Source organism: Pseudomonas sp. P129 (assembly GCF_020312195.1).
GTDB classification, from domain to species: Bacteria; Pseudomonadota; Gammaproteobacteria; order Pseudomonadales; family Pseudomonadaceae; genus Aquipseudomonas; species Aquipseudomonas fragariae.
In genome coordinates this window covers 264,269-281,069 of record NZ_JAGPYS010000002.1, presented here as the reverse complement: position 1 = coordinate 281,069, position 16,801 = coordinate 264,269, and the positions used below count along the sequence as shown (strand labels likewise).

Sequence of the window (16,801 nt, the reverse complement as noted above, 5' to 3'; positions counted from 1 at the left end):
CTGAAAGAGAAAGATGTGCAGCTTGCCGTCAAGGGCGACCAACTGCTCGTCAGCGGCAAGCGGCAGTCCCTCACCGAGCCCGCCGTGCTGGCGATGTTGCGCGAGAACAAGGCGGCGTTGATCGAACTGATCAATGCCGGCGAGTATTACAGCGGCAAGGCCGATGAAGTGGAGGTTCCTGCTCAGGCGATTGCGCCGGGCTGCGAGCGCATCACGCCGGACATGTTGCCGTTGATAGAACTCGACCAGGCCGCCATCGAGGCCATCGTGGCCCGCGTCCCTGGCGGTGTGCGCAATGTGCAGGACATCTACCCGCTGGCGCCCTTGCAGGAAGGCATTCTTTATCACCATATCGCCGCCGGGCAGGGCGACCCTTACATACTGCAGGCACAGTTCACGATTGCCAGCCGGGAACGTTTCGACGAGTTCACCACGGCCTTGCAACAGGTCGTCGATCGCCACGACATCCTGCGTACCAGCGTCATATGGGAAGGCCTGGCCGAGCCAGTGCAAGTTGTCTGGCGCAAGGCTGATCTGGTGCTCAGCGAAATCACCATTGACCCTGCCGCAGGCACCGCCAGCGAGCAATTGCAACAACGCTTCGACCCACGGCATTACCGCCTCGATATCAGCCAGGCACCCTTGCTGCGACTGGCCTTCACCCACGACGTGGTCAACCAGTGCTGGGTAGCGATGCTGCTGTTTCACCACATCGCCATCGACCATGCAGCCCTGGAACTGGTCCAGCACGAAATCCATGCGCACCTGTACGGCCAGGCCCACACCCTGGGCGAGCCGGTGCCTTACCGTAACTACGTGGCCCAGGCCCGACTCGGCGTCACCAACAAACAGCACGAAGGTTTTTTCCGCGAGATGCTCGGCGACGTCGATGAACCGACGTTGCCGTTCGGCCTGCACGATGTGCGCGGCGACGGCCATGGCGTCGAAGAAGCACACCAGACTTTGCCCATCGAGCTGAGCCAGCGTTTGCGGACTCAGGCCCGGCTGCAAGGAGTGAGCGCGGCGAGCCTGCATCACCTCGCCTGGGCACAGGTGCTCGGGCGCCTTAGCGGGCGTAATGATGTTGTGTTCGGCACGGTTCTGCTGGGGCGCATGCGCGGTGGCGAAGGGGCTCGCCGGGCCTTGGGGATGTTTATCAATACCTTGCCGCTGCGGGTGGCCGTGGGAGAGCAGGACGTGCGCGCCGGGGTCAAGGCGACCCATGCGCATTTGACAGCGTTGCTCGGCCACGAACACGCCTCGCTGGCGTTGGCCCAGCGTTGCAGCGGCGTGTCCGCACCGACGCCACTGTTCAGCGCGTTGCTCAACTACCGCCACAGTTCCGCTGAGGCGGTGACTGGCCAGGCGGTTCAATTATGGGAAGGGATCGCGGTGAGGGGCGGCGAAGAGCGCACCAACTATCCGTTGATTTTGTCCCTCGATGATCTTGGCGAAGGATTCAGCCTCAATGTTCAGGCGGTCGCCGGTATCGGCGCCCAGCGGGTTTGCGGGTATATACAGACGGCACTGGAAAGCCTGGTGCATGCGCTGGAGCAGACGCCGCAGGCGCCTTTGAACCGCTTGCCGATATTGCCAGCCGATGAGCGTGAGCAGTTGCTGGTGGCGTTCAACGACACCGCACTGGATTACCCGCAGCAGCAGACCATTCACGGGATGTTCGAAGCCCAGGTCGAGCGCACGCCGGAAGGGTTGGCAGTGGTCCACGGCAAGCAGCGCCTGACGTATCGCGAGCTTAACCAACAGGCCAACCGTCTGGCCCATGCGTTGATCAAGCAGGGCGTACAACCGGATTCCCGCGTCGGCATCTGCGTTGAGCGCGGTGCGGATATGGTCGTCGGCTTGCTGGCGATCCTCAAGGCGGGTGGCGGTTACGTGCCGCTCGACCCGGCTTATCCAGCGGAACGTATTGCCTACATGTTGCAGGATAGCGCTCCGGCCGCAGTACTGGCTCAAACCGCTACTCAAGGCTTGCTGGCCGACGTTTCGGTACCTGTCATCAATATGGATCTGAGCAATTGGCAGGACCAATCCGTCCAGAATCCGCAGGTGCCAGGGCTGACTTCAGCGCATCTGGCGTACCTGATCTATACCTCGGGCTCCACCGGCCTGCCGAAAGGCGTGATGATCGAACACCGCAACACCGTTAACTTCCTGAGCTGGGCGCACAGTGCTTTCGACGCTGCTGCACTGGAAAAAACACTGTTCTCCACCTCATTGAACTTCGACCTCGCCGTCTACGAGTGCTTTGCGCCGCTGACCTCGGGCGGCAGTATCGAGGTCGTCAAGAACGTGCTGGAACTGCAACACGGCGAGCACGATATCGGCCTGATCAACACCGTGCCGTCAGCGCTCAAGGCCTTGCTGGACGTTGACGGTCTGCCGACATCGGTCCACACCGTGAACGTGGCCGGTGAAGCACTGAAGCGCAGTCTGGTGGAGTCGCTGTTCGAAAGAACCGGCGTGCAGCGCCTGTGCAACCTCTACGGCCCTTCGGAAACCACTACGTACTCAAGCTGGGTGGCGATGGACCGCGAACACGGCTTCGCTGCGCACATCGGCAAACCAGTGGGCAATACACAGTTCTACCTGCTGGATGAACAGCAACAGCCTGTGCCGCTGGGCGTCGCGGGCGAGATCTACATCGGCGGCGCCGGTGTGGCGCGGGGTTATCTGAACCGCGACGACCTCACTGCCGAGCGCTTTGTCAAAGATCCGTTCAGCTCGCAGCCAGCGGCACGCATGTACCGCACCGGCGACCTGGGGCGCTACCTGCCAGACGGCAATATCGAATACCTCGGTCGTAACGACGATCAGGTGAAAATCCGCGGCTTCCGCATCGAACTGGGCGAGATCGATGCACGCCTGGCCAAACACCCAGCCATTCATGAAGCGGTGGTGGCTGCACGCGAAGATGTACCGGGCGACAAGCGTCTGGTGGCCTATTACACCCTGAGCGCAGGCCATGCTTCGGTGGACATCGACAACCTGCGCAGCCATTTGCAGGAAAAGCTGCCTGAGTACATGGTTCCGGCCATCTACATAATGCTGGAAAAACTGCCGCTGACCCCTAACGGCAAGCTTGACCGCAAGGCGTTACCAGCGCCGGACAGTGAAGCACTGAGCTGTCGTGGTTATGAAGCCCCGCAAGGCGAAACCGAAACGCAGATCGCGGTCATCTGGCAAGACCTGCTGGGCGTTGCCCGGATCGGGCGTCACGACAACTTCTTCGAACTGGGTGGACACTCGCTGCTGGCGGTGAGCCTGATCGGGCGCATGCGTCACCTCGGCCTGAGTGCTGATGTAAAAACGCTGTTCAGTCAGCCAACCCTCGCCGCACTGGCCCGTGCCTTGGGCGGCGCTGAACCAGGTAACGGGGAAGTCATTGTACCGGCCAACCTGATTACCCAGGGTTGCGAACGCATCACTCCAGACCTTTTGCCACTGATCAGCCTGACCCAGGCGCAGATCGATCAGGTAGTGGCCTGCGTGCCCGGCGGCGTAGCGAATGTGCAGGACATCTACCCGCTGGCGCCATTGCAGGAAGGCATTCTCTATCACCATATCGCCGCAGAGCAGGGCGACCCTTACGTGCTGCACTCACAGTTCACACTGTCGGATCGTCAGCGTCTGGAAGCCTTTGCCAAAGCGCTGCAACAGGTCATCGACCGCCATGACATCCTGCGCACGGCGGTGATCTGGCAGGGGCTGGACGAACCGCTGCAAGTGGTCTGGCGCAAGGCCGAGCTGAGTATGGAACAGGTCCATCCGGACCCGCGCAACGGCGATATCGCACGCCAGTTGCGAGAGCGCTTCGACATTCGTCACTCGCGCCTTGATCTGACCAGGGCGCCACTGATGCAACTGGTGTTTGCCGAAGACGAAGCCTGCCAGCGCTGGGTGGTAATGCTGCGCTTCCATCACATGGCGCTGGACCACACTACGCTGGAGGTGGTGCGCCATGAGATTCAGGCGTATTTGCTCGACCAGCCAGATACCCTCGGCGCGGCCATACCGTATCGCAACTACGTGGCCCAGGCCCGCCTGGGTGTGAGCCGCGAGGAGCAAGAGGCGTTCTTTCGCGACATGCTCGGCGATGTCGATGAACCGACGCTGCCGTTTGGCGTAAGCGATGTGCAAGGCGACGGTCAGCCGGTCAAAGAGGCTACCTGTGTGCTGCCGTCGACGCTGAGCCTGCGTCTGCGCGCCAGTGCCCGACAACTGGGGGTGAGTGCCGCCAGCCTGCATCACCTGGCCTGGGCTCAGGTGCTGGGCAGGGTATCGGGCAAGCAGGATGTGGTGTTCGGCACCGTACTGATGGGCCGTATGCTGGGCGGCGAGGGCACGGAACGGGCACTGGGGATGTTCATCAACACTCTGCCACTGAGGGTTGTCGTGAACGAACAGGGCGTGCGCGCCGGGGTCAGAGCGACCCACGAACGCCTGACCGAATTGCTCGGCCATGAGCACGCATCCCTCGCCCTGGCCCAGCGTTGCAGCGGCGTAGCCGCACCGACCCCGTTGTTCAGCGCCTTGCTCAACTACCGGCACAGCGCCCCGACCAGCGTGTCCGAACAGGCCATGCAGGCGTGGCAGGGTATCGATGCCCTGAGCAGCGAAGAACGCACCAACTACCCGCTGACCCTGAACATCGATGATCTGGGTGACGGCTTCAGCCTCAATGTATTGGCGGTCGCGGACATCGATGCCCAGCGCGTCTGCGATTATATGCAGACGGTCTTGAGCCATCTGGTCGAGGCTCTTGAATCCGCACCGGATTCAGCCGTATGCGGCCTGCCGATAGTGCCGGAAGCCGAACGCCAGCAACTGCTGGTGGCGTTCAACGACACCGCGCGGGATTACCCGCAGCAACAGACCGTGCATGGCCTGTTCGAAGCTCAGGTGCGTGCGTACCCCGAGGCTTGCGCGGCGATCCACGATTGTGTTGCCGTGAGCTACGCCGAACTCAACACCCGGGCCAATCGCCTGGCGCGGCATCTGCTGGGGCTCGGTGTGCAGCCAGGTGACAGCGTGGCGATCCTGCTGGAACGCAGCCATGATTTGCTCGCCAGTCAACTGGCAGTGCTCAAGTGCGCGGCGGTATATGTACCGCTGGACATCAACGCACCGGTCGAGCGCCAGAGTTTCATGATTGAAGACAGCCGGGCTCGTGTCCTGCTGACTCACAGTCAGGTATCGCTGACAACAAGCGCCCAGCGTATTGACCTCGATGGCCTGACGCTGGAGCGTCTGAAAGGCACTGATCTGGCATTGCCGCCGCAGTCCAGCGAAAGCGTTGCCTACATCATGTACACCTCCGGCTCCACCGGCACGCCGAAGGGGGTGCTGGTGCCGCAACGGGCCATCAGCCGTCTGGCGATCAACAACGGCTATGCCGATTTCAATGCACAGGATCGCGTCGCATTTGCCTCCAACCCGGCCTTTGACGCCAGTACCCTGGATGTCTGGGCGCCGCTGCTCAATGGCGGCTGTGTGGTGGTGATCGGGCAGCACGACTTGCTCTCGCCGCTGAATTTCCAGCGCCTGTTACTGGAACAATCGGTAAGCGTACTGTGGATGACCGCCGGATTGTTCCATCAATACGCTTCAGGTCTGGGCGAGGCCTTTTCGCGCCTGCGCTACCTGATTGTCGGCGGTGATGTGCTGGACCCTGCCGTTATTGGACGGGTACTGGCGAACAACCCCCCACAGCATTTGCTCAACGGTTATGGCCCGACCGAAGCCACCACGTTCTCCGCTACCTACGAGATTGTGTCGGTCGGCAATGGCTCGATTCCTATCGGCAAACCCGTGGGCAACAGCCGTTTGTATGTGCTCGATAACCAAGGCCAACCGGTGCCGCTGGGCGTGCCCGGCGAGCTGTATATCGGTGGGCAGGGTGTCGCCAGGGGTTATCTGCACCGGGATGAGCTGACCCTTGAGAGATTCGTCGCCGACCCGTTCGACAGCGACCCACAGGCTCGCTTGTACCGCACCGGCGACCTGGTTCGCTGGCGTGCCGACGGCAACCTGGAATACCTCGGTCGCAATGACGAGCAGGTGAAGATTCGTGGTTTCCGTGTTGAACTGGGTGAAATCGAAGCACGTCTGGCCGAACACGCCGAGGTTCGCGAAGCCGTAGTGCTGTGCCGTCAGGATGCGCCCGGCGACAAGCGTCTGGTCGCTTATGTCACGGCGCAGCAGCCTGAAACTGCACTGGACATCGAACACCTGCGCAGCCATCTACAAGGCTTGTTACCGGACTATATGGTGCCGGCGGCCTACGTGCAGCTCGATTCACTGCCGCTGACCGCCAACGGCAAGCTCGATCGCAAGGCCCTGCCAGTGCCGGATGCGCAGTCGCTGGTCAGCCGTGGTTACGAAGCACCGCAAGGCGAAGTGGAAAAACTGCTGGCCTCGATCTGGGCTGATGTACTCAAGGTCGAGCAGGTCGGTCGTCATGATCACTTCTTTGAACTGGGCGGCCACTCTCTGCTGGCGGTGACGCTGATCGAGCGCATGCGTCAGGTCGGCCTGAGTGCCGATGTGCGTGCGCTGTTCAGCCAACCGACCCTGGCCGCGCTGGCAGCAGCGGTCGGCGGCGGCACGGAAATCGTAGTGCCGGCCAACCTGATCCCGGAACGCTGCGAACACATCACCCCGGACTTGCTGCCGCTGATCAGTCTGACCCAGGCGCAGATCGACCTGGTGGTTGCCGGGGTGCCGGATGGCGCCGCAAACGTGCAGGACATCTACCCGCTGGCGCCCTTGCAGGCGGGGATTCTCTACCACCACCTCAGTGCGGAACAGGGCGACCCCTATGTACTGCAATCGCAGTTTGCTTTTGCAAGTCAGGAGCGTCTGGAGGATTTCGTCGTGGCCCTGCGACGGGTTATCCAACGCCATGACATCCTGCGTACCGCGCTGGCCTGGGAAGGCCTCGACGAGCCGGTGCAGGTGGTCTGGCGTCACGCCAGCCTGATCCGCGAGCGTCTGCATCCGGACCCGCAAGGCCCCGATGTGTCTGCACAGCTTCATCAGCGTTTCGACGCCCGGCACTATCGTCTGGACATTCGTCAGGCACCGATGATGCGTTTGATTCATGCCTGGGATGAGCCCAACCAGCGCTGGCTGGCCTTGCTGCTGTTTCATCACCTGGCGCTGGACCACACGGCGCTGGATGTGCTGCGACACGAGATGCAGGCCTGCCTGCTGGGCCAGCAAGCGCAACTGGGCGCGCCGGTGCCGTATCGCAACTATGTGGCTCAGGCGTGTCTGGGCCTGAGCCGCGAGGAGCACAAGGCATTCTTCCGCGACATGCTGGGCGACGTCGACGAGCCGACGCTACCATTTGGCCTGCAGGATGTGCAGGGCGACGGTCACGCTATCGAAGAGGCGACGCGGGTCTTGTCTGCGGCGCTGAACCTGCGCCTGCGGGCTCAGGCCCGGCAACTGGGCGTGAGCGTTGCCAGCCTGGCGCACCTGGCGTGGGCGCAAGTACTGGGTAAGGTGTCGGGCAAGCAGGATGTGGTGTTCGGCACCGTACTGATGGGCCGGATGCAGGGTGGTGATGGCGCTGACCGGGCCCTGGGAATGTTTATCAACACCTTGCCGCTGCGGGTTGCCGTAGGTGAGCAGGGCGTGCGGGCCGGGGTGCAGGCGACGCATGCGCGACTCACGGCATTGCTGGGCCATGAACACGCGTTTCTGGCACTGGCCCAGCGTTGCAGTGGCATATCCGCGCCGACACCGTTGTTCAGCGCCTTGCTCAACTACCGGCACAGCGCCGAGGCCCGGGTGTCCGAGCAGGCCACACTGGCCTGGCAGGGTATCGAAACCCTCGGTGGAGAGGAGCGCACCAACTACCCGCTGGCCTTGAATGTCGACGACCTGGGCGATGGTTTCAGCCTGAATGTGCAGGTCAGCGGCAACGTAGGCGCCATGCGGGTGTGTGACTATATGGAAACCGCGCTGGAGCAGCTGCTTCTGGCGCTGGAGCAGAACCCCGAAGCGCCGCTGAACAGCATTGCGATTCTTTCGGCTGCCGAACGGGAGCAGCTACTGGTCGGGTTCAATAACACCGCGCTGGATTACCCGCACCAGCAGACCGTGCATGGCCTGTTCGAAGCACAGGTCCGTAACAACCCGGAAGCTTGCGCCGCAATCCACGACGGCGTTGCCTTGAGTTATACCGAACTCAACACCCGGGCCAACCGTCTGGCGCGGCATCTGCTGGGGCTTGGCGTGCAGCCGGGTGACAGCGTGGCGATCCTGCTGGAACGCAGCCATGATTTGCTCGCCAGCCAGCTGGCAGTACTCAAATGCGCAGCGGTGTATGTACCACTGGACGTCAACGCTCCGGTAGAGCGCCAGGCGTTCATGATCGAGGACAGTCAGGCGAGTGTCCTGCTGACCCTCAGTCAGATGTCGCTGACAACCAGCACTCAGCGCGTCGACCTTGACCGCCTGATGCTAAACGGCCTGGATAACGATGATCTGGCGCTTGCGCAGTCCAGCGAAAGCGTCGCCTACATCATGTACACCTCAGGCTCCACCGGCACGCCGAAGGGGGTGTTGGTGCCGCACCGGGCCATCAGCCGCTTGGTGATCAACAACGGTTATGCCGACTTCACTGCGCAGGATCGCGTGGCGTTCGCCTCCAATCCGGCCTTTGACGCCAGCACCCTGGACGTCTGGGCGCCACTGCTCAATGGTGGCTGTGTGGTGGTGATCGGGCAGCACGACTTGCTCTCGCCACTGAATTTCCAGCGCCTGCTGCTGGAACAATCGGTAACCGTACTGTGGATGACCGCCGGGCTGTTCCATCAATACGCCTCGGGGCTGGGCGAAGCGTTTCCACGCCTGCGCTACCTGATTGTCGGCGGCGATGTGCTGGACCCGGCAGTGATTGCACGGGTACTGGCGAACAATGCGCCGCAACATCTGCTCAACGGTTATGGCCCGACCGAAGCCACGACGTTCTCCGCCACCTACGAGATTGTGTCGGTCGACAATGGCTCGATCCCTATCGGCAAACCGGTGGGCAACACTCGCCTGTATGTGCTCGACAGCCAAGGCCAGCCAGTGCCGTTGGGCGTACCCGGCGAGCTGTATATCGGCGGGCAGGGCGTTGCCAAGGGCTATTTGAATCGGGATGAGTTGAGCACTACGCAGTTTGTCGTCGATCCGTTCAGTGAACAGATCGATGCGCTGATGTACCGCACGGGCGACCTGGTTCGCTGGCGCGCCGACGGCATCTTGGAATATCTGGGTCGCAACGACGATCAGGTCAAAATCCGTGGTTTCCGCGTTGAACTGGGTGAAATCGAATCGCGCCTGGCCGAGCACGCCGATGTTCGTGAGGCCGTGGTGCTGTGCCGTCAGGATGTGCCTGGCGACAAGCGTCTGGTGGCTTATGTCACAGCGCAGCAGGCTGAAACTGCGCTGGACATCGAACACCTGCGCAACCATCTGCAGGGTACGTTGCCGGACTACATGGTGCCGGCAGCCTACGTGCAACTCGATACACTGCCGCTGACTGCCAACGGCAAGCTCGATCGCAAGGCGCTGCCGGCGCCGGATGCGCAATCGCTGATCAATCGTGGTTATGAAGCCCCGCAAGGCGAAGTCGAGACCCTGCTGGCAGCGATCTGGGCGGACGTACTGACGGTCGAACGGGTCGGTCGGCATGATCACTTCTTCGAACTGGGCGGTCATTCGCTGCTGGCGGTGATGCTCATCGAACGTATGCGTCAGGTCGGCCTGAGTGCCGACGTGCGTGCGCTGTTCAGTCAGCCGACCCTGGCCGCACTGGCGGCGGCGGTGGGTAGCGGTCGTGAAATTCACGTCCCGGCCAATGGCATTACAGCGGACTGTCAGCGGATTACACCGGACATGGTGCCGCTGGCAAACCTCGATCAGGTCGCCATCGACCGGATCGTTGCCACGGTACCCGGTGGCGTCGCCAACGTGCAGGACATCTACCCGCTGGCGCCGCTGCAGGAAGGTATCCTCTATCACCACCTCAGCGCTGAACGCGGTGATCCGTATTTATTGCAATCGCTGTTCAGCTTCGACAGCCAGGAGCATGTCGACGATTTTGCCCGCGCCTTGCAGTTCGTGATCCAGCGTCATGACATCCTGCGCACTGCGCTGATCTGGGAGGGCCTGGACGAACCGATGCAAGTGGTCTGGCGTCAGGCGTTGCTGATGCGCGAAAGCTTCGATGCCGACCCGCACGGTAGAGACATGGCAGCACAGTTGCACCAGCGTTTCGACGCCAGGCACCATTGCCTGGACATTCGTCAGGCGCCGATGATGCGTTTGATTCATGCCTGGGACGAGCCAAACCAGCGCTGGCTGGCGTTGCTGCAGTTCCATCACCTGGTCATGGACCACACCACGCTGGACGTGGTGCGCTACGAGATGCAGGCCAGCCTGCTGGGGCAGGAGGCGCAACTGGGCGCGGCGGTTCCGTATCGCAACTATGTCGCCCAGGCACGACTGGGCGTGAGCCAGGACGAGCATGAAGTATTCTTCAGCGACATGCTGGGCGACGTCGACGAGCCGACGCTGCCGTTCGGTTTGCAGCAGGTGCACGGTGACGGCCATGGCATCGAAGAGGACCAACTGGCGGTAGGTGCAGACCTCAGCCGCCGCTTGCGGGTCCAGGCCCGTCAACTGGGAGTGAGTGCCGCGAGCCTGGTCCACCTGGCCTGGGCGCGATTGTTGGGTCAGGTCTCGGGCCGTGACGACGTGGTGTTTGGCACCGTGCTGCTGGGCCGGATGCAAGGCGGCGACGGCGCCGATCGGGCGCTGGGGATGTTTATCAACACCTTGCCGCTGCGTGTGACGCTGGGCAGTCGCAGTGTCTGTGAAAGTGTCAGGGAGGTGCATGACAAACTGACCGCGTTACTCGGCCATGAGCACGCCTCGCTGGCACTGGCCCAGCGTTGCAGCGGCGTGGTCGCACCGGCGCCGTTGTTCAGCGCCTTGCTCAACTATCGCCACAGCAGCGTTGCCGTGACCGATGAGGCGCTGACGGCCTGGAATGGCATGCAATCGCTGGGCGATGAAGAACGCACCAACTATCCGCTGACCCTGAACGTCGATGACCAGGGCGAAGACTTCCTGTTGACGGTCCAGACTGTGCCTCTGATCGAGGCCGCACGGATCTGCGCCTATATGCAGCAAACCCTGAACAGTCTGGTCGATGCACTGGAACAGGCGCCGCAAACTCCACTGCACGCCATTTCGATACTGCCGCGCAAAGAGCGTACCCAGTTGCTCGAACAGTGGAACGAGCCTGGCCAGCACTACGCGAATGAAACACCGATCCACCAGCAGTTCGAAGCCCATGCCGCAGAACGGCCGGACGCCGTGGCACTGGTGTTCGAAGCGCAGACCCTGAGCTACGGCGAGCTCAACGCACGTGCCAACCAGGTCGCTCATCGCTTGCTGGCGTTGGGTGTGCGCGCGGATGATCGCGTGGCGATCTGCGTGGAACGTGGCCCGGCGATGATTATCGGCTTGCTGGGCATCCTCAAATCCGGCGCTGGTTACGTGCCACTGGACCCGGCTTATCCCCCTGAGCGCCTGGCCTACACCCTCGGCGACAGCACACCGGTGGCATTATTGAGCCAGCAGTCAGTGCAGCAAGCGTTGCCGGTGTCGCAAGTGCCGGTGATCTATCTCGACGATGCCGGTTTGCAGGACGAATCCGTCGACAATCCGCAGATTTCGGTCAAGCCCGACGACCTGGCCTACGTGATCTACACCTCCGGCTCAACTGGCCTGCCCAAAGGCGTGATGGTCGAGCATCGCAACGTTGCAAGGCTGTTCTCGGCCACCGAAGACTGGTTCGGTTTCAATGAACAGGACGTGTGGGCGCTGTTCCACTCGTTCGCCTTCGACTTTTCGGTCTGGGAAATCTGGGGCGCGTTGCTGCATGGCGGGCGTCTGCTGATTGTGCCGCAGTTGGTCAGCCGTTCACCCGAAGACTTCTACACCCTGCTGTGCAGCACCGCAGTGACGGTGCTCAACCAGACACCGAGTGCGTTCCGTCAACTGATTACTGCCCAGGGCGAGAACGATCAGGCGCATTCACTGCGCCAGGTGATTTTCGGCGGTGAAGCGCTGGAAACAGCGATGCTCAAGCCGTGGTACGCCCGCAACGTGAATGCTGCTACACAGTTGGTAAACATGTACGGCATCACCGAAACGACCGTGCATGTGACCTATTACCCATTGCAGCCTGAAGATGCCCAGCGCGTCGGCGCCAGCCCGATCGGCACGCGTATCCCGGACCTGCAGCTTTATCTGCTCGATACCTGTGGCGAACCGGTACCGGTCGGCGTAGTCGGCGAGCTGTACGTGGGCGGGGCCGGTGTGGCGCGCGGCTACCTGAACCGTGAGGCACTGACGGCCGAGCGTTTTCTAGATAACCCGTTCAGTACGGTGCCGGGCACGCGCCTGTATCGCACCGGCGACCTGGGGCGCTGGCTGGCAGACGGCACCCTGGAGTACCTGGGGCGTAACGACGAACAGGTCAAGATTCGCGGCTTCCGCATCGAGCTGGGTGAAATCGAAGCGCGTCTGGCTGAATATCCTGACGTCCGCGATGCCGTTGTGTTGTGTCGTGAGGACGTGCCCGGAGACAAGCGTCTGGTGGCCTATGTCACGACGCTGCACCCGGAAAGCCTGCTGGACATCGAAACCCTGCGCGAGCATTTGCAAGAGACATTGCCGCAGTACATGGTGCCGGCAGCCTACGTGCAGCTCAATGCACTACCGCTGACCGCCAACGGCAAGCTCGACCGCAAAGCCCTGCCAGCGCCCGACCGCTCGGCGCTGGCCAGTCGTGGCTACGAAGCGCCCGAGGGCGACACCGAGATGGCCATTGCGCGGATCTGGCAAGACCTGCTGCAACTGGAGCAGGTCGGTCGGCATGATCACTTCTTTGAACTGGGCGGTCACTCGCTGCTGGCCGTGAAATTGATCGAGCGCATGCGCCAGATCGATCTGGTTGCCGACGTGCGCGTGCTGTTCAGCCAGCCGACCCTGTCTGCCCTGGCGGCAGCGGTGGGCGGCAAGGAGGCCGTCGAGGTACCCGCCAACCTTATTCCCGCCAACTGCGAGCGCATCACCCCCGACATGCTGCCACTGGTCTCACTGAGCCAGGAAGACATCGACCGTGTGGTGTCCAGCGTGCCCGGCGGTCTGGCCAATGTGCAGGACATCTACGCGCTGGCGCCGTTGCAGGAGGGGATTTTGTATCACCACCTTGCCGCGGCCGAGGGTGATCCATACCTGCAATACGCACTGTTTGCCTTTGACAGCCTCGAGCGTCTGCACAGTTTCGCCCAGGCGCTGCAAGGTGTCATAGCGCGGCACGACATCCTGCGCACCGCGGTGCTTTGGGAGCGCCTCGATGCAGCGGTGCAAGTGGTCTGGCGTGAAGCCCCACTGTGCCTGGATGAACAGCTGCTGGACCCGGCCGATGGCGACATCGCCGAACAGTTGCTCAAGCGCCTGGACCCGCGTAACACGCGGCTGGACATCCGTCAGGCGCCGATGCTGCGCATCGGCTATGCACAGGACACGGTGAACAACCGCTGGCTGGGCATGCTGTTGTTCCACCACCTGGTCGACGATGCCACGTCATTGCGCATACTGAGCAGCGAAATCGAGGCGCACATGCTCGGTCAGCAAGCCTCGCTGCCGCCGTCCGTGCCTTACCGCAACTACGTGGCCCAGGCCATGCTTGGTGTCAGCCGCGAGGAGCACGAGGCGTTTTTCCGCGACATGCTGGGTGACATCGATGAACCGACGCTGCCGTTCGGTCTGCAGGACGTGCAGGGCGACGGGCGCGGTATCGAAGAAGCGCGCCGGTCGCTCGATATCGACCTGAGCCGACGCCTGCGCGTGCAGGCCCGCCAACTCGGGGTGAGCTCCGCCAGCCTGTATCACCTGGCCTGGGCCCGTGTGCTGGGCGCTGTGTCAGGCAAAGAGGATGTGGTGTTCGGCACCGTGTTGCTCGGTCGCCTGCAAGGCGGCGCCGGGTCCGACCGGGCGCTGGGAATGTTCATCAATACCTTGCCGCTGCGTGTCACGCTGGGCGAGCAGGGCGTGCGCAGTGGTCTGAAAGCCACTCACGCACGACTCAGCGGGCTGCTGGCCCATGAACACGCCTCGCTGGTACTGGCCCAACGTTGCAGTGGTGTACCCGCTTCGACGCCACTGTTCAGTGCCTTGCTCAACTACCGGCATGTCGCCGCCGAGGTCAATCAGCAGACGTTCGATGCCTGGCAGGGCATCGACAACCTGCACGGCGAGGAACGCACCAACTATCCGCTGACCCTTTCAGTAAACGATGAAAGTGTCGGCTTCAGCCTGACGGTCCAGGCCATTGCCTGCATCGACGCGCAACGCGTCTGCGCCTATGTGCAGACTGCGCTGGAAAAACTAGTCAGTGCACTGGAGCAGTCCGGCGAAGTGCCGTTGGCCGGTTTGTCGGTTCTGCCGGCAGCAGAGCGTGAGCAACTGGTGCTCGGGCTCAACGCTACCGAGCTGGATTATCCGCATGAGCAGACCATCCATGGGCTGTTCGAAGCGCAGGTGCAGCGTACTCCGCAAGCGCTGGCAGTGGTCCATGGCAAGCAGCGCATTACATATCGCGAGCTTAACGAGCAGGCCAACCGCTTGGCGAATGCCTTGCGCAAGCAGGGCGTTCAGCCGGATTCTCGCGTCGGGATCTGCGTTGAACGCGGCGCGCAAATGGTCGTCGGCTTGCTGGCGATTCTCAAGGCGGGGGGTGGTTATGTACCGCTGGATCCGGCCTATCCGGCGGAGCGGATTTCGTACATCCTGCAGGACAGCGCGCCAGCGGCGGTGCTGGTCCAGGCGGCGACCCGGCATTTGCTGGCAGGCGTTTCGGTGCAGGCCATCGACCTTGATGATCAGAGCGCCTGGCAAGACGAGCCGGTACAGAATCCAGACGTCGAGGGCCTGAGCTCGGCACATCTGGCGTACCTGATCTACACCTCCGGTTCGACCGGCTTGCCGAAAGGCGTGATGATCGAGCACCGTAACACCGTTAACTTTCTGACCTGGGCCCACCATGCTTTCAACGGTTCGGCACTGGAAAGGACGTTGTTCTCCACCTCGCTGAACTTCGACCTGGCAGTCTACGAATGCTTCGCGCCGCTGACGTCGGGTGGCAGCATCAACGTGGTGAAAAACGTCCTTGAACTGCAACACGGCGAACACGATATCGGCCTGGTCAACACCGTGCCGTCAGCGCTGAAAGCGCTGCTGGAAATCGACGGTTTGCCAGAGTCGGTCCACACCGTAAACGTCGCCGGCGAAGCGCTCAAGCGCAGCCTGGTGGAAAACCTGTTCGAAAAAACCGGCGTGCAGCGGCTGTGCAACCTTTACGGACCGTCTGAAACCACCACCTACTCAAGCTGGGTCGCCATGGATCGCGAAGACGGCTTCGCTGCGCATATCGGCAGGCCGGTGGGCAACACCCGGTTCTACCTGCTGGACGAGCAGCAACAGCTCGTTCCACGCGGCGTGCCAGGTGAAATCTATATTGGCGGGGCCGGTGTAGCCCGCGGTTATCTGAACCGCGATGATCTGACCGCCGAACGCTTCCTCACGGACCCGTTCAGCCTCACACCGGGGGCGCGGATGTACCGCACCGGCGACCTGGGGCGCTACTTGCCGGATGGCAATATCGAATACCTGGGGCGCAACGACGATCAGGTGAAGATCCGAGGTTTTCGTATCGAACTGGGCGAGATCGATGCGTGTCTGGCCAAACACCCAGCGGTACACGAAGCGGTGGTCATGGCTCGTGAAGACGTGCCGGGCGAAATCCGTCTGGTGGCGTATTTCACACCGACCGACCCGGCAGTGATAACGGATAGCGGGAGTCTGCGCACGCACCTGCAAGGGCTGCTGCCGGACTACATGCTGCCGGCCGCGTATATGCCGCTTGATGCGTTGCCGTTGACGCCGAACGGCAAGCTCGACCGCAATGCCCTGCCAGTACCGGACAGCAGCGCATTTGCCTCGCGAGCCTACGAAGCCCCGGTGGGTGAGGTGGAGATCAAGCTGGCAGCGCTGTGGGCGGAGCTGCTCAATGTCGAAAAGGTCGGGCGTCATGACCATTTCTTCGAACTGGGCGGGCATTCATTGTTGGCGGTGACCCTGATCGAACGCATGCGTCAGGCGGATATGGAAGCCGACGTGCGAGTGCTGTTCGGTCATCCGACGCTTCTTCAGGTGGCGGCCTCGGTGGGGCAGGTCAAGCGGGTGGAGGTACCGCAGACGAAAATCCCGATGCTCAATCGCAAACGCCGTATCTGAAACCACGGCAACTGCCCGGCCGATCGATAATCGGTCGGGCGGTTGCCTTTCACCTTGAAGCCTTTCTCAAGACCTCCTTTCAAGGTCGGTTCGCAACCTTCCAGTCCGTATCCGTCTGACTGAACGCCCCTGTATCGCTGCGTCGACGTCACGCTCAAGTCTTGTCCCAGCTTCCCACGACAGACAGTCGCCCATGGATGCTCTAATTTTTGCGGCGTGTGGGAAGCACGGCGAACGGGAAGTTTCGTGTGTGTATCGAAGGACCGCAGCCCTTTGTTGCTGCGGCTCCCATCATACCTGCGCCCGGACCCCGCTCTGTCTTCGAGTTTCGAAGCCCCTCCGTTTTTATCGTGCGAACACTGTTTGCGACTCCGTGCTCCAGAGTCGTCGACCCTCTCCGAAATGATAAACA

Annotated in this window: 1 protein-coding gene; it reads left to right on the top strand. The window is 62.1% G+C overall.

Annotated features, from left to right (window positions below):
• Positions 1 to 15: 15 nt before the first annotated feature.
• Positions 16 to 16,389 carry a syringopeptin non-ribosomal peptide synthetase SypB gene (sypB, locus tag KBY02_RS06780; protein WP_225650243.1) on the top strand — a complete coding sequence of 5,458 codons (16,374 nt, stop codon included), beginning with the start codon at positions 16 to 18 and terminating at the stop codon, positions 16,387 to 16,389.
• The last annotated feature ends 412 nt before the right edge of the window (positions 16,390 to 16,801 follow it).